This is a genomic window from Bacillus paranthracis (assembly GCF_024296885.1).
GTDB classification, from domain to species: Bacteria; Bacillota; Bacilli; order Bacillales; family Bacillaceae_G; genus Bacillus_A; species Bacillus_A paranthracis.
On record NZ_CP101135.1, the window covers coordinates 1,745,342 to 1,767,402 of the forward strand.

Consider the following 22,061-nt stretch of genomic DNA (forward strand, 5'->3'; position numbering starts at 1 on the left):
TGAAGAAAAGGTAAAGGGAGGTTCATCAATTGAACATCTTCAATATTGCAATTATGCATATGAAAAGAGATTTCAGAGACGTAAGAACTTTAGTTTTTATGTTAGCTTTTCCGATTGTGCTTATGCTTGTGTTAGGTACAGCATTAAGTAATGCGTTTAATAGTGATAGTCATTCAATTAAAGATATACGGGTGCTATATAAAGATGAAGCGAGTAGCACGTTTTCTCAAGCATTTGAAGCATTTGCGAAAGAAGTTAATAAATCGGGGATTCATTTTAAAAAAGCTTCTGAAGGTATAGATGGGAAGGAAGCAGTGAAGCAAAATAAATATGCTGCTTATGTAGAATTAAATAAAGATGGTGCAAAAACTTACGGAAGTGACAAAAGTAGTATTGAGGGAAGTATTGTGGAAGGTATGCTTACAACATTTGTTGATAAGTACAATGTAGCAGCCGAAGTTGCAAAAGTTGATCCTAGTAAGGTGAGCGCAGTTATTTCAAATGGAAATCATAATGATTATATAAAAGAAACATCTTTACAAGCTGCGAATAAACCGGGTTCTATGGATTACTATGCGGTTGTAATGACGACGATGATTGCGCTGTATGCTGCGATGGGAGCAAGTTTTCTAATTCGAGGCGAACGAATACGTAAAACAGGAGATCGCCTTATTGCTGCACCTATAAGTAAGGCTGAAATCTTCATTGGGAAAGTGCTTGGTAGTCTAGTAGCAAATGCCCTGTGCATATTACTCGTTATGTTATTTAGTAAATTTGTCTTTCAAGCGAATTGGGGAGATCACCTTGGAATCATATTTCTTATTTTATTAACAGAAATCTTTCTAGCTATTAGCTTCGGTTTAGGGATTGGATATATTACAAAAACACCTGAATCGTCTAGAGCAATTATTATGGTGGTAGTGCAATTAGCTTCTATTTTTGGCGGTGCATATTTCGTAATAGAAGAAAATTTCGTTACGAATTTATCACCATTAACGTGGGCAAACACAGCTGTTATGAAAATTATTTATGCGAATGATGTAGGGGCAGCACTACCAGTCATTTCTTTAAATATTGGAATATCAGCACTCTTTTTATTAATTGCAATTATTGCATTACGTAGACGGGAGGGGCTATAGTATGAAAGATATTTTATGGCTCATACAAAAAACGTTATCTGTACTTTTGAAAAATAAAAAAGGGTTATTGATTATTATTAGTTTGCCAATAATCGGGACGCTCATCTCTTTTTCGATATACGGAAATGCAGGGCAAGGAACGTTAAATATCGGGATTGTAAATAAAGAAAATGAGCCGATAGCAAACGATACGATAAAGTTTTTAGAAGGATTAAATCATGTGAATGTGAGTAAGGTTAAGGAGTCTGAAATAGAAGATAAACTCACTTCTAAAAAACTTGATGGAGTTATTACATTAGCTTCTGGTTTTTCAAAAAGCGTTCGAGAAGGGAAACCAGATCATATTGAAATTGCATCGATTAAAGGTGATCAAGTAACAGGATTTATAAAATCATATTTATACAATTATATTGATAATGTAGCAGCTATTAGTAAAGTAGCAGGAACAGATCAAAGTGCATTTGATAAGATGTACGCAGGATATCAAAAAAGTTCATTTAAAATGAAAACGGAGACGCTAGAAGATACTTCGAAAAATAAAGATATGACAAATCAAACGATGGGTTATCTTATTATGTTTATGCTGTTTTCAGCAGTGAACTTATCAGGATTTATTTTAAAAGAAAAAGAGAATAGAACGTATTTTAGATTATTATCAACACCAATTGACGGAAAGAAATTTATATTGTCCAATGTGGCAGTAAATATGATGATATTAACATTGCAAATTGTCATTGCAGTACTATTTCTGACGAATGTTTTTCATACAAATATTAATATGCCTTTCATAGTAATGATTGGTGTGCTTATGATATTCGCTTTAATTGCAATTGGTTTATCATTAGTCATTGTGTCTTTTTCAAAAAGTTCAGCTGCTTCAAATGCAATGCAAAATTTAGTGATAGTACCAACATGTTTGCTTGCTGGATGTTATTTCCCGTACGACATTATGCCAAATGCAGTACAAAAAGTAGCTAATTTTCTTCCGCAGCGTTGGTTATTAGATACGATAGCAAAATTACAACAAGGAATTCCGTTCTCTGAGTTGTATTTAAACATATTAATTTTATTCGCTTTTGCGATTGCGTTCTTCTTAATTGCCATTTATAAATTTGGAAGAAATAATGATGCGAGAAACTTTGTTTAATACAAAAAGGGTGTGATGTAAAGTCACATCCTTTTTTGTATAAAGCATGAAATCTAAATTTGAATGACAAAATAGAAAGGAGGAAAGAAAACGAGCGGAAGGAAATTAAAATGATTAAAAAAATATTGCGAGTTACTTCTATTATTATTGCTATTTTCGTTTTTATTTTAATTTGGATGCATATTGACGTTACCTTAGGAAGGAAAATGGAAGCTGGCAAAAATATGCCGACAGAGTATGCCCCTCACTATAGTGATTTTCAATTATATGTAGAAGGGAAGTCGTTTTATAAACAGCTATTTGCTGATATAAGAGAAGCGAAGCAATCTATTTATACATATTTTTTTATTTTGTCGGATGATAAAAGTAGCCATACTTTTTTAAGTTTATTAAAAGAGAAGGCAAAAGAAGGAGTAAACGTCTATTTATCAGTTGATCGCATTAATGATTTATCATTTGAAGGAAAGATGATAAATGAATTGCGGGAAAGTGGTGTGCATTTTACGTATAGTAGAAAACCTGAATTGCCATTCGGATTTTATTCACTTCACCATCGTAATCATCGCCGTATTACGACAATTGATGGGGAGATTGGCTATACAGGTGGTTTTAATATAGGAGATGAGTATTTAGGTAAAGATAAGCATTTTGGATATTGGCGTGACTATCATGTGCGCCTTAAAGGGGAAGGAGCAAAAGATTTAGAGGAACAATTTGCTTTAGATTGGAAACGAGATACGAAAGAAGATATAAAGAGGAGTACGAATAAGGCTAGTAAAGGGAATACATTGCATACTATGGTCAGTTACAATGGGCATTACGTTGCTGAAAAATATATAGAGCTAATAAAACAAGCTCAGCACTCAATTGTAATTGCAACGCCGTATTTTATACCGAAAAATAAAGAATGCATGAATGCTTTAATCGCAGCACAAAAGCGTGGTGTTACAGTGAAAATACTTTGGTCATATAAACCAGATTTACCTCTTATAAAAGAAGCAGCGTATCCATATATACGTCAAGCTGTTAATAATGGGATTACTGTATATGGGTATAAAAAAGGAATGTTCCATGGAAAATTAATGCTTATTGATAATGAATTAACCGTTATTGGCACAACAAACTTTACTTCGCGTAGCTTCAATATAAATGATGAAATAAACTTGTATATTCATGGTGGTTCAATTGTAGGACAAGTTAATGAGGCATTAACGGAGGATTTTCATGATTCAAAAGAAATGACGAAAGAATTTTTTGAGAAGTTATCATTTTGGGAGCGTTGTAAGGAGAAATTTGCGGGATGGATTGATTTTTATTTGTGATGGTTAATGGAGAATGGGAGTTTATTTTCTTTCAGTCTTTACGATCTTTCATAACACATTAATTAAAAACTATGAAGATTAATCCTCATAGTTTTTTTGTGTATTCAAAATAAGGGGATATTTACAGAAATTTCATCGTAAACAAACAATAATTTAACTTTTAAAAAATATCCATACTATATAATAAAAATGTATAAATATCTGTATAAACGAAATAAAAATAAATGAGAATATAGTATGAATGTACTAGTAAATAAAAGATTTATAACCAAATTTCTGAAGCTAATATTTAATTATTAAAATCGCTGGCTCAGCTATTATTTTTGAAAATCATTAGTGAATGAATTAATAAAAAATTGAGTGTATCGCAATGAACAGAAAATTTAAGCATTCCGCAATTCTAAAATTCTAAATATTTGTCTATATTAAAAAAACTTAAATGGAGAAAGAAAAAGCTAGAGGTTTATTATCGTATTTAAAAACTAAAAGTCTTAAAAAAAGAATGTTCACAAAAAGCGAGGCGGTTAGATACAGGAAGATGAAAGGATGTTATAAAATGCCAGTAGTGGATAAATCAGTAGTGCAAGTGTATTATTAACCGGATTTTCACTCAATATAAATATTATGTATATGGTATTCCTTTAATTTCACCTAACAAATGATAATTCAAATGCTTTCCTTCAACGAATTGAGATTTTTTTTAATTAGATAATTAATAATTTTAAAATAGTTGAAATAAACATGGTAGAAAATCGTCATTTTTCTTTCTATTAAAAAGAAAAATGTTCATAATATATTTTAATTTTATGAAAAGGAGTTGGTATTTAATTATGAATTCTATGATTCTTTTATTCTCTCTCATTATGTTAGATATAATTCAGCTGAAAAATATTTTTTTGGACTAAAATAGGTGAATCTGTAATGGATTATTTGAAAGAATATATAAATGGGCTGTTACTATTAATTTTATCTCTTGTTCTTTTATCTTATTTTGTAAGTACCATTTTTCGGTATTCATTCACGGGTATTGAAGTTAAAAAATCAAATTCAATTTATTATACTACATATATTTATGAAAATACTTTGACTGCAAAAAACGGAATACAGGTAGGAGGCATTGTTAGAAAGGTTAACAATAAAGAACTAAATAAAAATATAAGATTAAAGACCTTTTTGAGAGTTGAAAAAATAGATACTATTGATATAATGCATAGGAATAACCTACTTAAATACCGAGTTTCATATGAAAAAGGTGATAAACAAAGAATGTATCATATAATATCTCCAACGATATTTACCCGTATAGTTTTATTTATTATACCAAATTTAATTTTAGATAAAGAGTTAATTACCTTTGAACTATCAGCAGTATGCTTCATTTTTATCCCCGTATACTCCCTGTATATATTAATTTTAAAAAAATTTGATTTTGACTTAATTATAAATCGATTACAATACTATTTATTGATTTCTTTTGGAATTTCTGGTGTTTTATTTATAATTAACTTAATTATTTTTGAAAAAAGAAGAGAGAGTTTACTAGAAGTTATTCAATTCAATATTCTTATATATATTAGTATATTAATAGCACTTTATTTGAAAGACTATTTAGATTTTACCTTTCGCAAAATTTTATATAATCATAAAAAAAATTATACAAATAGCTTAAATCGTTTTATGCATCAGACAAAGAAAGAGTATGAAGTAAAAAAAATAATAAAGTTTATCAAAAGAGAAGTGAAAGATGTTCTGAGCGTTACGAATCCTATATGTATTTCAGTCAATAATATGAGTAATAAAATAAGTTTTTTTGAAAAAGAACAAAGTATTTCTTTATCCAAATTACATAAATTTAATTGGAATAGTTATGGTATTGGTTCTATCATTTACATAGAAGGGTATTCTGTAATAGTAATTGCTATATTACCAGACTACCGTGTCGTACTATTAGCAAAGGGAAAAAAATTTAATATCGATGAAATTGTATGGCTGGAGACCCTTGCTAACTATGCGAACCTTCAATTTGAATGTTTACGGAAAATAGAAATACTGGCAAAGAGTCTAGAACATGTAAATTTTGATACTAATTATCCAGCAGAGTATGCGCGATTTTCCTTTATGATTGCTGAAAAAGAACGTGAAAATTTGTCAAGAGATATACATGATGGCATTCTACAAGATCAATTACGCTTATATAGAAAAATAGAGGTACGTGAAAAAAAAGAGACTAATGAAGAATTTAAAGTGACCTTACGGCAAATACGTGAACAAATAATAGATCATATATATATAACACGAGAAACATGTAATAATCTCAGACCTCCATTTTTAGAAGAATTAGGATTAGAAAAAGCGTTATTAAATTTAATCAAAAAGATTAATCGAGAAGCAAATTTCTTGTTAGATTATAAAATTGAGAAAGAGTTGCGTATATATAATTCAGAAATCAGTCATTGTATATATAGAGTTACACAAGAGTTATTAAATAATGCGATAAAACATTCACAAGCTACAGTAGTAAAATTAAGGCTATTTGAGCAAAACAATTACCTTTGCTTATATTATGTTGATGACGGGATTGGCATGGGGATTGGGAAACAAGTAGGAGATTTGAGATCAACCATAGGTATACCGGGAGTTATTGCTAGAGTAAGGGGATTACACGGTTCTGTTTCGATAGATAGCACTCATGGTAGTGGTGTACGCATAAAGATTAAATTTAACAAGGATAGTGTATATAAATAGTACAAATGATAGAGAAGGTGAGAATAATATAATGATTCAAGTACTGATTATAGATGATCACCTAGCTGTTGGTATGGGAACAAAAGTATTAATAGAGCAAGAGAATATACAAGCCGATGTATTGTTTTACAGTGAAAAACTTCAAACACATTTGAGTAATAAAAAATATGATGTATATATGGTAGATTTATATATGCCCAATTTAAATGGGTTAGAGATATCAAAAAAAATTTTAAAAGAGGATCCTAATGCAAGAATAATTATATATACTGGGTTTGATATTGAACCGCATTTTAACTTGCTTATTGAAACTGGAGTGATGGGGATAATAAGTAAAACAGCTTCTCAAGAATCAATAATTAATGCCATTGAAAGTATCATGAGAAAAGAGATTGTTATTCCATATGAGTTGTTTAAACAATTACGTATCCAAGAACGTTATTCACATATCAACATTAATAAAAATGGAGTAGTTCCTATATCGATGAATCATCGAGAAATCGAAGTTTTATCCTATATAGAAAAAGGGATGACAAATAAATGTATAGCTTCTACATTGAATTTAAGTCAAAGGTCAATTGAATACACGATAACAGAAATATTCAATAAATTGGGTGTGTATTCCCGAGTTGAAGCTGTAAAAGCTGCAAAAAAGATTGGGATAATTTCAAAATTTGACTTGTGAATATGTCGCCACATACATTTTAAATTATATATTTTATAAAGAGAGTGTTTACAAGGCACTCTCTTTTTTGTGGTATTTTCAATATTTTATAATCGATTCATATAAAGGCAACAATATTATTGATACCGCAACTCACATTTCGGTATTTTGGAGAACTAAAAATATACATAGATAAACTGGGTTAATCATGACTTTCTGAGTTCGTATAAACGAATATGAAATTTCGGTGAAATATAATGAATTTTATGAAAAAATGAAGATAGAGTTAAACGCAAAATATTTTATGCTTAACTCAAAAATCCATTTTGAAGGGAATGTTTATAATGACTAACTCAAAAGAGGTAACAGAAACGGTAGAAACGCAACATACGTGGCAAGATCATTTATTTCCTGATAATCCGAAAAGACGCAAACGAGTAGAACAATTAATGAGCGAATGTGCTGATTATACAAATGTATTAGCGGATAAAAAATTGCAAATTGAAAACATATTAGAACTTATGAACAAATATACTAAAGAGGCTTATAGTCTTATTGGTATCGACTCTATTTCATTCGAAGAGATTAAATTAGACCATGAATGGTATGTGAAAATGTTACAACCAATTGGAATTACCACTGTTTTTTCTTTAGCTAATAAAGGTTTCAATTTTCTCCTAAAGAAAGTTGCGGTTTCATATTTATTAAAACAAGGGAGAATTGGACCAGCTGCATTAGTCAAATTAGTTGGTTTGCCAAAATGGTTTAAATTAGGAACTAGCGTTGGATCCGCGATTGGTGGTGCAATTGTAGCTGTTGGCATCGATGTTACTATCGACGCAATTACTGGAAATGATGAAAGAGCTAAACTACAAAATGGTATTAAAGATTTAGCGAAACCACGTATAGAACTTCGTTACGGTGTATTAAAAACACAATATTACTATGACATGCTAATGGCTATAACTAACGAAATCAATCGTATTAAACGGAAAGCTGCTAAGAAAAAATGGACTGAGGAAGATCTTAAAGAGGAGATACGAGATGCGATTACCGATACTATGGAAACCTTTAAAGAAACAACTCCGGAGCCAACTAGAGAATCTGCACTAACAGATTTAAAAGGAAAAGATAAAATACTGGGGAATTGGACAGACGAAGATCTATCTCAAAGTAGCTTGGAAGAAGTCGTAAAAGAGCTTAATGAACATGAAAATAATATTGATTTAACAGCAATTAAATACTAATACTACCTTTATGTACTACCTCTATTAACATATTAATAGAGGTAGTACATTTAATATTAAATATACATTGATATATAGGAGGGTAATTATGACAGGATTTGATGATTTATTTTATCCAGACAATAAGAATCGAAAACGTCGTGCAGAACAATTATTGACTCAATGTGAAGGTTACTCTAAATATATAGATATACTTAATGAAGAAATTGAAAATCTGCTGAATTCAAATGAAACTATAAAAAATCTTCTCAAAGATATAAAAATAGATAATTTTAAATATAAAATATATGATATTATCCCAGATTTATTATCATTTGGAGCAATAATTGATGCAATCCTTGGCTCAGATAAAAGGAGCAAATTACAAGAAGCTATTAGAGGATTATCCAAACCAAGAATTGAGTTAATGTATAGAAAAAATACTTTAGAATATAACAAACAAATTTTAAATGCCATTCTAAGTGAAATAAATAGAATTAAAGAAAAATCAAAAAGAAACAACTGGTCAAATGTGAAATTAGCGGATGAACTAGCAGACGCATTAGACAGTGCCGTTGAAATTGCTGTAGAAACTAATAAAAGAAATACAAGAAGGGAAGTATTGGAAGAATTAAAAAGGCTAGATAAATATAATAATGCTTGGACGAACGAAGATCCATCAGGTGATGAATTGGACAAGTTTGTTAAAGAATTAGATGCTACTGATTCAAATTATGCATTTTTAAATGGGGTATATAAAATTATATCAGTATTAGATATGTATAAAGTTTTAGATGTTAAAGATGGTCAGTATAATTCTAATGAGATATCTACTAATGTTCAAATATGGAATTGGAATAAATCCAAAGGGCAATGGTGGGAGTTTTCATTTGACTTTAAACATCAAGCATACAAAATTAGAAGTAAATTAAATTTGAATGCTATTTTAGCTTGGGATAGAGGTAATAATGAGCAAAATGTATGTGTGACTAAAGATACAAATAAGCCTGAACAGTATTGGATACTACAGATAGATACGGATTATCAATTCATATTAAAAAACAAAGCAAATCCATCATTAACTTTATATTTAGATAATAAAAATACTCAAAATGGAACAAATGTAAAACTTGAATTATTGAAAAACGATAACGACCCGTATTTGCAAGCCCAAAAATTCTTTATAGTATCAGAAATACAAGAAGCTCATATTATCGACACATGGTTAAAATCTTATGAGAAAGTAGATGGTAAAGAACATTACCATGGATTTTACTTCAAAAAAATGGAGGTTGATGTTCTTTCTGAAGTTATATCTTATGAGGTGAAAATTAATGGTAATCACTTTGGAAATGCAACATCAGAACGGTATAGCCCAAGTGAAGACGGAAGAATAAAAGTTAATTTTTTCGAATATAACGCTTATGGTAGTAATCATCCTGTAGAAGGAGACAAATTACAGATTTGGGCAGTAAAAAAAGATCGTTCAACTGAAAAAGTTATTGATACTATCATTTGGAATTAACATAAAGTACAAACAACAAATAAAATAAAAAACTTGTTGTTCTAAGGTTTAGTAATACAAACTGAAGTCCTAGTGTAATACAAATAAGGGGAATTCAGTTTGTATACAATATTTTATTTTTCTCTAGTAAGAGATTGGTGATATAAAGTAATACTCGAAAGGTCATGGTTTATAAAAATAACTATTTTTCATGCACAAGCAATGAAGCATCATCATTAATCAACGTCCCCACATGTTCACCTAAGCAAATTCTTTTCATTACTCCAGGCTCATCAAAGTTAAAGACGTGTGCTGGTAAATTATAATCACGGGCAAGCAATAAAGCGGCTTGATCCATTACTTGTATGTTTTGCCTAACTATATCGTTATAGTTTAGTTTTTTGTACATTTTTGCTGCTTTATTATGTTTTGGATCACTAGTAAAGACGCCATCTACTCCTTGTTTTGCGACTAATATTGCGTCACTATTCATTTCAATGGCCCTTTGAACACTTGGATAATCTGTCGTAACGAATGGTTGCCCGTTACCACCTCCAAAAATAACGATATACCCGTTATCTAAATGGTGGACTGCACGCAAGCGAATGTATGGTTCAGCTACAGCATTAAACGGGATGGAAGTCATAACGCGCACTTCTTTATTTGTTTTACTTGTTAAAACGCCGCTGAGCATTAAGCTGTTAATGATTGTACCTAACGTCCCGATATTGTCAGCTTCTACACGATCGATTCCCCATTCTTCAGCTAGATGACCTCTAAAAATGTTACCGCCACCGATGACGATGGATACTTCGATACCTAAATCAACAATGGATAAAATTTCGTTTGCGATATGTTCTAATCGTTTGGAGTTAAAGCTATTTCCAGTTTGATCGGCAAGTGCACCGCCGCTTAATTTAATTAAGACACGTTTATATGGTCTCATAACAATTCCCCCTATATAGATCGCAATAAAAAAGGAACAAAGGCGAATGCCTTTGTTCCTTTTTAAGAAAATGAAAAAGAAAAGAAGAAGATAAGACGAATTGTTTTGTATAGTTTTTCATATCATCCACTCCTTTTCATTTTGATTTGTTGTAAGTACATATATTTTTGATTATACGAAACAATCTGATTACTTATCAAGTATATTTTATCGTTTTTTAACAAAATGGTGTCAATGAAAAAAAGAAGAAAAATATTTGAATTTTTTGTGACGAACTTGTAGGTTTTTGTATGATTTTGTAGGTTCGCTTATAAGATGTGTGAGTAGCTTTTATAAATTCAAATTGAAAGCGTTCGCATGAAGGGGATGAACATAAATGAAAAAATTCGGATTGGCAACACAAATTTTTGTCGCGCTTGTTTTAGGGATTGTAGTAGGGGCAGTCTTTTATGGCAATAAAACGGCGATTTCTTATATCACACCAATTGGGGATATATTTATTCACTTAATTAAAATGATTGTAGTACCAATTGTTATTTCAGCATTAATTGTTGCAGTAGCTGGTGTAGGCGATATGAAAAAGCTTGGGAAACTGGGCGGTAAGACAATTCTTTATTTCGAAATTATTACAACGATTGCTATTTTAATGGGATTACTTGCAGCGAATATATTCCAACCAGGTACTGGCGTTGATATGAGTAATTTACAGCAAAGTGATATTTCTTCTTATAAACAAACTGCAGATGCAACAGAGAAGAAAGGTTTTGCTGATACAATTGTTCACATTGTACCGAAAAACGTATTTGAATCGATTGCACAAGGTGACTTATTACCGATTATTTTCTTCTCAGTATTATTCGGTTTAGGAGTTGCGGCAATTGGGGAAAAAGGAAAGCCTGTTTTTAACTTCTTTGAAGGTGTACTCGAAGCGATGTTTTGGGTTACAAATCAAGTTATGAAATTTGCACCATTTGGTGTATTCGCATTAATTGCGGTTACGGTTGCAAAATTTGGTGTAGCAACACTACTTCCTTTAGGAAAACTAGTGCTAGCTGTATACGTAACTGTTATACTATTCGTTGTGATTGTATTAGGTATTAATGCAAGAATGGTTGGCGTAAACATTTTTACATTAATGAAAATTTTAAAAGAAGAACTTATTCTTTCATTTACGACAGCAAGTTCAGAAGCTGTTTTACCTAATATAATGAGAAAAATGGAAGAGTTCGGTTGTCCAAAGGCAGTTGCCTCTTTCGTAATTCCGACAGGTTATACATTTAACTTGACTGGATCGGCTATTTATCAAGCGTTAGCGGCATTGTTTGTTGCACAAATGTACGGTGTGCACATGTCACTGACAGAGCAAATAACGTTATTATTCGTTCTCATGTTAACATCCAAAGGTATGGCGGGAGTTCCAGGTGCATCGTTCGTTGTTGTATTAGCAACGTTAGGTTCAATGGGGTTACCACTAGAAGGTATCGCGTTAATTGCGGGAATTGACCGCATTTTAGATATGATTCGCTCATCTGTCAATGTATTAGGAAATGCATTAGCGGCCATTGTTATGTCGAAGTGGGAAGGCGAATTCGATAATGAGAAAGCAAAACAATATGTAGAAACAGTCAAAGAAACAAAAGCAGCATAAGAAATCGTTAAGGAGTGAATAATCATGGCAACATTAACTGAAGTTAAAAATGGTGTTCGAATTGAAAAAGACTTTTTAGGTGAAAAAGAAGTACCAAACTATGCGTACTACGGCGTACAAACAATGCGTGCAGTTGAAAACTTCCCAATTACAGGATACAAAATCCATGAAGGTTTAATTAAAGCGTTCGCAATTGTAAAAAAAGCTGCAGCGCTTGCCAATACAGATGTAGGAAGATTGGAATTGAACAAGGGCGGCGCGATCGCAGAAGCTGCTCAAGAAATTCTCGATGGAAAATGGCATGATCATTTTATCGTAGATCCAATCCAAGGCGGAGCAGGTACTTCAATGAACATGAATGCAAATGAAGTCATTGCCAATCGTGCGCTTGAATTATTAGGAATGGAAAAGGGAGACTATCATTATATTAGTCCAAATAGTCATGTAAACATGGCGCAATCAACAAACGATGCATTCCCAACAGCGATTCATATCGCAACATTAAACGCATTAGAAGGTTTATTACAAACGATGGGTTATATGCACGATGTATTTGAATTAAAAGCAGAACAGTTCGATCATGTGATTAAAATGGGTCGTACGCATTTACAAGACGCTGTGCCAATTCGTCTTGGACAAGAATTTAAAGCGTACTCTCGTGTACTTGAACGTGATATGAAACGAATTCAGCAATCACGTCAACACTTATATGAAGTGAACATGGGAGCAACTGCAGTTGGTACAGGCTTAAATGCAGACCCAGAATATATTGAAGCAGTTGTAAAACATTTAGCTGCAATTAGTGAACTACCACTAGTTGGTGCAGAAGACTTAGTAGATGCAACGCAAAATACGGATGCATACACAGAAGTATCTGCAGCACTTAAAGTATGTATGATGAATATGTCTAAAATTGCGAATGACCTTCGCTTAATGGCATCAGGTCCACGTGTTGGTTTAGCAGAAATTATGTTACCGGCTCGTCAACCAGGTTCATCTATTATGCCAGGGAAAGTAAACCCTGTTATGCCAGAAGTAATTAATCAAATTGCATTCCAAGTAATTGGTAACGACCATACAATTTGTCTTGCTTCAGAAGCAGGTCAATTAGAATTAAACGTGATGGAACCAGTACTTGTTTTCAACTTACTACAATCAATTAGCATTATGAATAACGGTTTCCGTGCCTTTACAGATAATTGCTTAAAAGGAATTGAAGCGAATGAAGATCGCTTAAAAGAGTATGTTGAGAAGAGTGTAGGAATTATTACAGCCGTGAACCCTCATATCGGTTATGAAGCAGCAGCTCGCGTTGCGAAAGAAGCAATCGCGACAGGGCAATCCGTTCGAGAACTTTGTGTGAAAAATGGTGTACTGTCACAAGAAGATTTAGAGTTAATTCTAGATCCATTCGAAATGACACACCCAGGGATTGCAGGAGCAACTCTTTTAAAGAAAAATTAAAAGAAGAGGGGGGACAAGCCCCTCTTTTTTGTTTACAATATAGAAATGCTATATATGAATAGAGGTAGGGATGTTATGAGCAAGTTTACAGTAGCTTCTAATGGTTCATTAGAAACGACATTAAGAGGAGTAGAAGTATTATCAACACCACTTTTAAATAAAGGGGTCGCTTTCACGCAAGAAGAAAGAGAAGAATTAGGTTTAAAAGGGTTATTACCGCCAGCGGTTTTAACATTGGAAGAACAAGCACGTCGAGCATATGAACAATTTTGTTCTCAGCCGGATGATTTATTAAAGAATGTATACTTAACAGCGTTACATGATCGAAATGAAGTATTATTTTATCGTATTTTAACAGATCATTTACGCGAAATGTTACCAATCGTATATACACCAACTGTCGGTGTAGCGATTCAAAGATATAGTCATGAATATCGTAAACCACGAGGTGTGTATTTATCAATTAACGATCCGTCAGGTATTGAGGAAGTATTTGCCAATATTGGTGCAACAGCAGAAAATATTGATTTAGTCGTTGTAACAGATGGAGAAGGTATATTAGGAATTGGTGACTGGGGCGTTGGTGGTATTAACATCGCGATCGGAAAATTAGCTGTTTATACAGCCGCAGTTGGAATCGATCCTAGCCGCGTATTACCGGTAATTTTAGATGTAGGTACAAATCGTGAAGAATTATTAGACAATCCATTTTATATTGGAAATCGTCACCCTCGTATAACAGGTGAAGCTTACGATGAATTTATTGATACATTTGTACAAGCGGTAAATAAGCAATTCCCGAAAGCGCTTTTACATTGGGAAGACTTCAGTTCTCGTAATGCACGAAAAATTTTAGATAAATATCGTCATGATATTTGTACGTTTAATGATGATATTCAAGGTACAGGTGCAGTTTCGCTTGCGGCTGTATTATCGGCAGTAAAAGCTTCTGGTGTACCGCTAAGTGAACACCGCGTTGTTGTGTTTGGTGCTGGTACGGCTGGAATCGGTATCGCAGATCAAGTTAGAGATGCGATGGTCCGCGTAGGCGTATCAGAAGAAGAATCATATAAGCGTTTCTGGTGTATTGATCGTAACGGATTAGTTACAGATAATATGGAAGATCTTCTTGATTTCCAAATGCCGTATGCAAGAAAAGAAGCGGAAGTAAGTGAGTGGAAACAAAATGGTGTGATTGGACTTGCTGAAGTTGTGAAACATGTGAAACCGACAATTTTAATCGGTACATCAACCGTTGCTGGTGCATTTAAAGAAGAAATTATTAAAGAAATGGCTTCTCACGTAGAAAGACCAATCATTTTACCAATGTCGAATCCGACGCCACTTGCTGAAGCAAAACCAGCCGATTTAATCGAGTGGACAGAAGGAAGAGCGTTAGTTGCAACAGGAAGTCCATTTGAACCAGTTACATATAACGGTGTAACGTATGTGATTGGACAATCAAATAATGCACTTATTTTCCCAGGTCTTGGTCTTGGAACAATTGTCGTACGTGCAAGCGTTATGACGGATGGAATGTTCGCAGCAGCAGCTGAAGCAGTTGCAAGTATGGTTGATACAAGTCAGCCAGGAGCACCTATTTTGCCAGAAGTTGAAGAGCTACGTAATATCTCGGAAATGGTAGCAATTGAAGTAGCGAAAGTTGCCGTTGCGGAAGGTGTTGCGAGAGAGAACTTAAGTGATAACGATATCAAGATTGCAGTGAAAGAAGCAATCTGGGAGCCTGAGTATCGCCAAATAAAAGCGGTAGAAAAGGTTAGAATATAGAAATAAAGCCCGTTTATAATATAAGCGGGCTTTCACTTTTATTACTGAAAAAAGAGTATAGGAAGTGGCACCTTTGAATTGGAATCAATTATGGAAGAAAGATATATCTCTTTTAATTATATTAATGGTTGTTGTTCCGATTGCTGGAGAGCTTAATTTTCATCCTTTTAATGATACGTTTCGTGTTAGCTTTGGGACACCGTTATTCTTCTTTTTATTACTATTTTTAAGAAGAATACCAGCAGCTGCTGCGGGTATTCTTGTCGGTATATGTGTAGTCTTATTCCGCGTATGCCTTGACTGGGTCATGCAAGGCTCATTTCATATGACAGAATCATTTTATTTGCGTTATCCTGTGTTCTTTTATTATTTTATTTATGGAAGTCTTTTTTCACTTTGTAGGGTGAATAAGTTTCATCAGAAGCCAATTGTTATTGGGTGCCTTGGAATTTCAATTGAAATTGTTGCAAGTATGTCGGAACTTGCGTTTTATCACATGTTAGTATTAGGTACAACAATAACAATTTCTGAAGTAAATAAACTCATCATTATTGCTATTTTCCGTAGCTTCTTTGCACTTGGCTTTTTAAATATGATGAATTTATATGAAACGAAATTAAAAGAATCACAAGTTAGAAAAGAAAATGAAAAAATGTTCATGCACCTTTCAAATTTATATGTAGAATCTGTTCATTTGAAAAAAACGTTACAAAATGCAGAATTAATTACACAAGAAGCGTATCAATTATATCGGAATTTACAAGCGAATGATGATTCCAGCAGTAAAACAGCATTGAAAATAGCAGGAGAAGTGCACGAAATAAAAAAGGATAATCAAAGGATTTTTGCAGGATTATCTAAACTGTTATTAGATAAAAATGTGGCTGAGTATGTAGAAGGTCATGAGCTTACAGAAATGATTGTAAGAATAAATGAAAAGTATGCTGAAATGTTAGAGAAAGATATACGTTTTTCTAAACATATAGAAGGTGAACACGCTGCATATCACGTGTATACAGTGCTATCAATTTTTAATAACTTAGTTGCGAATGCAGTTGAAGCAATTGAAGATAGAGGTCTCATTCGTATTAAGTTATATAAACGAGAAAAAAATGTAATCTTTGAAGTGATTGACGATGGCCCAGGTATAACGCAAAAGTATAAGAAATTAGTATTTAAGCCCGGGTTTACTTCAAAGTATGATCAAACAGGAACACCGTCCACAGGTATTGGACTTTCTTACATAGATGAAATGGTAACAGAGCTCGGCGGAGAAGTAAGGTTAGAAGACAATGAAAATGGGAACGGGTGTAAGTTTATCGTTTGTTTACCGGAGTGCAGTTTAAAGCGGGAAGGGGAATAGGTTTGTTTTATTATATTGTAGATGATGATGAAGTTTTCCGTTCGATGCTTTCGCAAATTATTGAGGATGGCGATCTTGGGGAAGTAATTGGAGAATCGGAAGATGGAGCGTTTATTGAAGCAGAACAGTTAAATTATAAAAAAGTGGACATTTTATTTATTGATTTACTAATGCCGATGAGAGACGGCATTGAAACAGTTCGCCATATAGCATCTTCATTTACTGGGAAAATTATTATGATTTCCCAAGTTGAATCGAAACAGCTCATTGGTGAGGCATATACACTTGGTGTAGAATATTATATTACAAAACCACTAAACAAAATAGAAGTAGTATCTGTTGTACGAAAAGTGATAGAACGTATTCGTTTGGAACGTTCTATATATGACATTCAAAAATCATTAAATAATGTGTTTCAGTGGGAAAAGCCGCAAATGCGTAGCGAAACAGTGCAAGAAGGGAAAAAGATATCAGATTCAGGACGCTTCTTACTATCAGAACTCGGTATTGCGGGAGAGAACGGAAGTAAAGATTTACTTAGTATGCTGGAATATTTAAATGGACAAGAAAAGGCGCAAACATTTGAATTTGGATTTCCTGCGTTGAAAGATATTTTTCACCAAATTACACTGAAAAAATTAGGGGAACTAGCTTCAGAGGCAGATATAGAGAAGGAGAGAAAAGCATCTGAACAACGTGTAAGAAGAGCGATTTATCAATCATTGAACCATTTAGCTTCTCTTGGACTAACAGACTTTTCAAATCCGAAATTTGAAAGTTATGCTCCGAAGTTTTTTGATTTCACTGTAGTTAGAAAACGGATGACAGAAATGACAAAGGATGGGGTAGCAACTTCTGGCCATATACGAATTAATACGAAAAAATTTATTCAAGTGTTGTATTTTGAGGCGAAACGACTGATGGAGATAGAGTGAAAAGGTGCTTATAAATAAGCATCTTTTTTTGTTAAATCAACATTTTATATTTTCTCGTGAAGCATGTAAAATGTTAAGTAAGAGAAAATGGTTTTACATTAAGGAAGTGTCAAAACAATGAGTTTTACATTAAATAAATCGATTATTAAAGAAGTATGTGGAGAAACCTCATATAAAAGAGGCGAAGCTTATTATAAATCAAATAAAGTAATCGTGAATTACTATGATGAAACGAAAGAAATTTGTGAGGCGACGGTAAAAGGGAACGAGGATTTCCATGTTACAGTAGAAAAAGCTAAGAAAGGTGATGTTGTTGCGAGATGTAGTTGTCCTTCGTTAGCATCTTTCCAAACGTACTGTCAACATGTTGCAGCTGTATTGATACAAATAAATTATAACCAGCAAACGGGTGGAATGGGCTCTGTTAGTAGCAGAAATGATCAATTAACAAACGGGATGTTTCAGTTGTTTGCAGATAAACCACTGAGGCCAAAAAGTAAACAACATCGGTTTGATACACGTGAAATATTAGATGTTGCGTTTATATGTTCACCAGTAGCGACGAAAAGCGGTGGGGCTCTTCTTGGAATTCAGTTAAAACTTGCGAAAACATATTTTATAAATCATATGAGAGAATTTCTTTCTAAAGTGGAGAAGAGAGAGACTTTTCATTGTTCCAATGAATTTACATATACGCCAGATGTACACAGTTTTAAACAAGAAACAGACGCGATTATACAACAACTCATTAAAATATATCATAATGAAAAAATGTATGAAGATGCACTAGAAGTACATGCGAAACAAGATGAAAGTATGATATTTATACCGCCAGCTTCGTGGAATGATATGCTCTCTGCACTTTCTAGAGCCGAGTATGTACAGCTGAAACAAAATGAGCAACTGTTTCAGGGATTACACATTTCAAAAGGGTTATTGCCATTACATTTTGAGTTTACGAAAGGGAATAATGGCGGGTTTACCCTTCATATAGACGGTCTAAATCGTGTTCGAGTTATGGAGATGTATAACAACGCTCTTTACGATGGGAAATTATATCATTTACCCATGGAAGATTGTATGCGACTTATTGAATTGCAAAAGATGATGAGTCGCTCAAATAGCAATCAGTTTTATATTCCTGAAAATAAGATGGAACATTTCGTAGCGAAAGTTGTGCCTGGATTAATGAAACTTGGAACAGTGCGCATTGATGAAGTAATATCCGATCGTGTTGAAACGCCGTTGCTAAAAGCAAAGCTATATTTAGATCGTGTGAAAAATCGTTTGCTAGCAGGTCTTGAATTTCATTATGGAAACGTCGTGATTAATCCGCTAGAAGAAGACGGGCAACCTTCTGTTTTTAATCGTGATGAGAAAAAGGAAAAAGAGATTTTAGACATTATGAGTGAAAGTGCCTTTGCGAAAACAGAAGGCGGTTACTTTATGCATAATGAAGAAGCTGAGTATAACTTTTTATATCACATCGTTCCAACGTTAAAAGATTTAGTTGATATTTACGCGACGACAGCAATTAAATTACGCATTCATAAAGGTGATACCGCACCTCTTATTAGAGTGAGAAGAAAAGAAAGAATTGATTGGTTATCATTTCGTTTTGATATAAAAGGAATACCAGAAGCTGAAATTAAAGGTGTATTAGCGGCTCTTGAGGAGAAACGTAAATATTACCGATTAGCGAATGGTTCTTTATTATCACTAGAGAGTAAAGAGTTTAATGAAATTAATCAGTTTGTAAAAGAATCAGGTATTCGAAAAGAATTTTTACATGGGGAAGAAGTGAATGTTCCGCTTATTCGGAGTGTAAAATGGATGAACGGACTTCATGAAGGTAATGTTTTAAGTTTAGATGAGTCTGTTCAAGATTTAGTTGAAAGCATTCAAAACCCGAAAAAATTAAAATTTACAGTGCCACAAACTTTACATGCTGTAATGAGAGAGTATCAAGTATACGGGTTCGAATGGATGAAAACACTTGCCTATTACCGTTTTGGCGGTATTTTAGCAGACGATATGGGACTTGGAAAAACGCTGCAAAGTATTGCTTATATAGATTCTGTTTTGCCTGAAATTCGAGAGAAGAAGCTGCCTATATTAGTCGTTTCACCGTCCTCGCTTATTTATAATTGGTTTAGTGAATTGAAAAAATTCGCTCCACATATTAGAGCAGTTATTGCAGATGGAAATCAGACAGAACGGCGAAAAATTTTAAAAGATGTAGCAGAATTTGATGTCGTAATTACGTCATATCCATTACTAAGAAGAGATATAAGGTCGTATGCGAGGCCGTTTCATACGCTATTTCTTGATGAAGCACAGGCGTTTAAAAATCCGACAACGCAAACTGCAAGAGCAGTGAAAACAATTCAAGCTGAATATCGTTTCGGACTAACAGGAACGCCTGTAGAAAATTCATTAGAAGAGCTATGGTCTATTTTCCACGTTGTATTTCCAGAATTATTACCAGGAAGAAAAGAGTTCGGTGATTTAAGGCGTGAAGATATAGCGAAGCGCGTAAAACCGTTCGTATTAAGACGATTAAAAGAAGATGTATTACAGGAGCTGCCAGATAAAATAGAGCACTTACAGTCATCGGAGTTATTACCAGACCAAAAGAGACTATATGCTGCTTATTTAGCGAAATTAAGAGAAGAAACGTTAAAACATTTAGACAAAGACACGTTACGTAAAAATAAAATTAGAATTTTAGCTGGCTTAACGAGATTGAGACAAATTTGCTGTCATCCCGCTTTATTCGTTGATGATTATAAAGGGAGTTCAGCTAAATTTGAGCAACTGTTAGACATACTAGAGGAATGTAGAAGTACTGGTAAGAGAATTTTAATCTTTTCTCAATTTACAAAGATGCTGTCCATTATTGGTCGTGAATTAAATCGTCAAGCGATTCCATACTTTTATTTAGACGGAAATACACCTTCGCAAGAACGTGTAGAGCTATGTAATCGATTTAACGAAGGGGAAGGGGACCTATTTCTCATTTCTTTAAAAGCTGGTGGTACGGGACTTAACTTAACGGGTGCCGATACGGTTATATTATACGATTTATGGTGGAATCCAGCTGTTGAACAACAAGCAGCAGATCGGGCATATCGGATGGGACAGAAAAATACGGTACAAGTTATTAAGTTAGTGGCTCACGGAACAATCGAGGAAAAAATGCATGAACTGCAAGAGAGTAAGAAAAATTTAATTGCTGAAGTGATTGAGCCGGGAGAAGAGAAATTATCATCCATCACGGAAGAAGAAATTCGAGATATTTTAATGATCTAATAAAGAAAGCTATGCCTTCAAATATATGAGGGCATAGCTTTTTCGTTGTAATAATTATATTTTGTTTTGTACAAAGTAAAGAAACTAAATGTTATTTCTTTGTACCTTTACTTTTGTATGGTTTTGCAGCTTTCTTTTTCTTTGCGCTTGATTGCCAACGGTTCCATCCTTTACTTCCTGTACCTTGTCCTACACCTTTTTTCGGTTTTGCTTTCGTTTTACTCATATGATCACTCCGTTATATAAAAATCTTATTTGATAATAGTCAATGATTTAGAAAATACTCTTTATAAATGACTATGTTTGTTTTAAGTAAAAACAAACTGCTTGAATGCTATAGTATATCATGAATTTGCAAGTAAACTGAAAGGAATTACAAAGAAAATGAAAATAATACGAAATACTGCGGATTCTATATTTCGGACGATTACATTAATTGTTGTATATATGTTAGTTTCTGTTAGTGAAACGTTTTTTGGAATGCCCAGACAAAAGAAGTAAAGAAGGTATATTGGAAACAATCAATAAAGCCGTAAAATAAAGAATTGAAAAATATTTTAAAACTTTTTGTTGACTTTCTTTATTTTTTGTATAGAATAATCATTAATAAAATGTTTCAGAGATGTGACAACAAAACGACTATGAAAGGACGAGTAGTAGTAGGACGTAGTCTAAGCGAGTCAGGGGTGGTGTGAGCCTGATACGAAGCCTATTATGAAGAACCTCCTGGAGTTGCTAACCGAAATCCTTGATAGGAAAGTAGACTTAGCCGGGAACTTCGCCGTTACAAGAAGAACAGTATCGAGATATTTCATCTCCGTATTGTATAAGTGAGCAACCTCTGTTGCTAATTTGGGT

Annotated in this window: 15 protein-coding genes and 1 other annotated feature (1 of these 16 cut by a window edge); of the genes, 13 read left to right on the forward strand and 2 right to left on the reverse strand. The window is 33.3% G+C overall.

The annotated features are described in order from the left end of the window. Positions 1–29 precede the first annotated feature (29 nt). The 7 genes from NLJ82_RS08970 (at position 30) to NLJ82_RS09000 (ending at position 9,768) form a co-directional block, all read left to right on the forward strand. Positions 30–1,139, forward strand: a complete 1,110-nt coding sequence (locus NLJ82_RS08970) for an ABC transporter permease (RefSeq protein WP_001020170.1) — start codon at positions 30–32, stop codon at positions 1,137–1,139. A gap of 1 nt (position 1,140) precedes the next feature. After that, a complete protein-coding gene (locus NLJ82_RS08975; RefSeq protein ID WP_000651873.1) occupies positions 1,141–2,286 on the forward strand; it encodes an ABC transporter permease in 1,146 nt (381 codons plus the stop codon). A 110-nt stretch (positions 2,287–2,396) separates the two neighbouring features. Next, positions 2,397–3,608: a cardiolipin synthase gene (gene cls, locus NLJ82_RS08980; protein ID WP_000591916.1), complete on the forward strand. Its 1,212-nt coding sequence runs from the start codon at positions 2,397–2,399 to the stop codon at positions 3,606–3,608. A 921-nt stretch (positions 3,609–4,529) separates the two neighbouring features. Further along, the gene (locus NLJ82_RS08985; RefSeq protein ID WP_000385071.1) at positions 4,530–6,353 is read left to right on the forward strand and encodes a sensor histidine kinase; all 1,824 of its coding nucleotides are present in this window, start codon (positions 4,530–4,532) and stop codon (positions 6,351–6,353) included. Positions 6,354–6,384: 31 nt separating this feature from the next. Beyond that, positions 6,385–7,038, forward strand: a complete 654-nt coding sequence (locus tag NLJ82_RS08990; protein WP_000616900.1) for a response regulator transcription factor — start codon at positions 6,385–6,387, stop codon at positions 7,036–7,038. A gap of 323 nt (positions 7,039–7,361) precedes the next feature. Beyond that, complete coding sequence (locus NLJ82_RS08995; RefSeq protein WP_000185074.1) at positions 7,362–8,264, forward strand: hypothetical protein; 903 nt, start codon at positions 7,362–7,364, stop codon at positions 8,262–8,264. An 88-nt stretch (positions 8,265–8,352) separates the two neighbouring features. After that, the gene (locus NLJ82_RS09000) at positions 8,353–9,768 is read left to right on the forward strand and encodes an RICIN domain-containing protein (protein WP_000145517.1); all 1,416 of its coding nucleotides are present in this window, start codon (positions 8,353–8,355) and stop codon (positions 9,766–9,768) included. 181 nt (positions 9,769–9,949) lie between these two features. Here NLJ82_RS09000 and pyrH read toward each other — a convergent pair whose 3' ends face one another. Continuing rightward, positions 9,950–10,693, reverse strand: coding sequence for a UMP kinase (pyrH, locus tag NLJ82_RS09005; RefSeq protein ID WP_254754656.1), 744 nt, complete (start codon positions 10,691–10,693; stop codon positions 9,950–9,952). A gap of 376 nt (positions 10,694–11,069) precedes the next feature. Between pyrH and NLJ82_RS09010 the strand changes: the two genes are divergently transcribed. From NLJ82_RS09010 to NLJ82_RS09035, 6 genes are all read left to right on the forward strand, one after another. After that, positions 11,070–12,341: a cation:dicarboxylate symporter family transporter gene (locus NLJ82_RS09010; protein ID WP_000713290.1), complete on the forward strand. Its 1,272-nt coding sequence runs from the start codon at positions 11,070–11,072 to the stop codon at positions 12,339–12,341. 24 nt (positions 12,342–12,365) lie between these two features. After that, positions 12,366–13,805 carry an aspartate ammonia-lyase gene (aspA, locus tag NLJ82_RS09015; RefSeq protein ID WP_000224178.1) on the forward strand — a complete coding sequence of 480 codons (1,440 nt, stop codon included), beginning with the start codon at positions 12,366–12,368 and terminating at the stop codon, positions 13,803–13,805. A 75-nt stretch (positions 13,806–13,880) separates the two neighbouring features. Then, the gene (gene malS, locus NLJ82_RS09020) at positions 13,881–15,593 is read left to right on the forward strand and encodes an oxaloacetate-decarboxylating malate dehydrogenase (RefSeq protein ID WP_041185211.1); all 1,713 of its coding nucleotides are present in this window, start codon (positions 13,881–13,883) and stop codon (positions 15,591–15,593) included. A gap of 64 nt (positions 15,594–15,657) precedes the next feature. Next, positions 15,658–16,956, forward strand: coding sequence for a sensor histidine kinase (locus NLJ82_RS09025; protein WP_001997204.1), 1,299 nt, complete (start codon positions 15,658–15,660; stop codon positions 16,954–16,956). A gap of 2 nt (positions 16,957–16,958) precedes the next feature. Further along, on the forward strand, positions 16,959–17,891 hold the full coding sequence (locus NLJ82_RS09030; RefSeq protein ID WP_000500316.1) for a response regulator: 933 nt from the start codon (positions 16,959–16,961) through the stop codon (positions 17,889–17,891). Between the two features lie 117 nt (positions 17,892–18,008). Beyond that, entirely contained in the window at positions 18,009–21,203 is a 3,195-nt protein-coding gene (locus tag NLJ82_RS09035; protein WP_000011083.1) for a DEAD/DEAH box helicase, read from the forward strand. Between the two features lie 91 nt (positions 21,204–21,294). Here the strand turns inward: NLJ82_RS09035 and NLJ82_RS09040 are convergent, their stop codons facing one another. After that, the gene (locus NLJ82_RS09040) at positions 21,295–21,429 is read right to left on the reverse strand and encodes a DUF3934 domain-containing protein (protein WP_000047591.1); all 135 of its coding nucleotides are present in this window, start codon (positions 21,427–21,429) and stop codon (positions 21,295–21,297) included. Between the two features lie 406 nt (positions 21,430–21,835). Next, positions 21,836–22,061 (forward strand) — a binding site (T-box leader) (it continues 33 nt past the right edge of the window).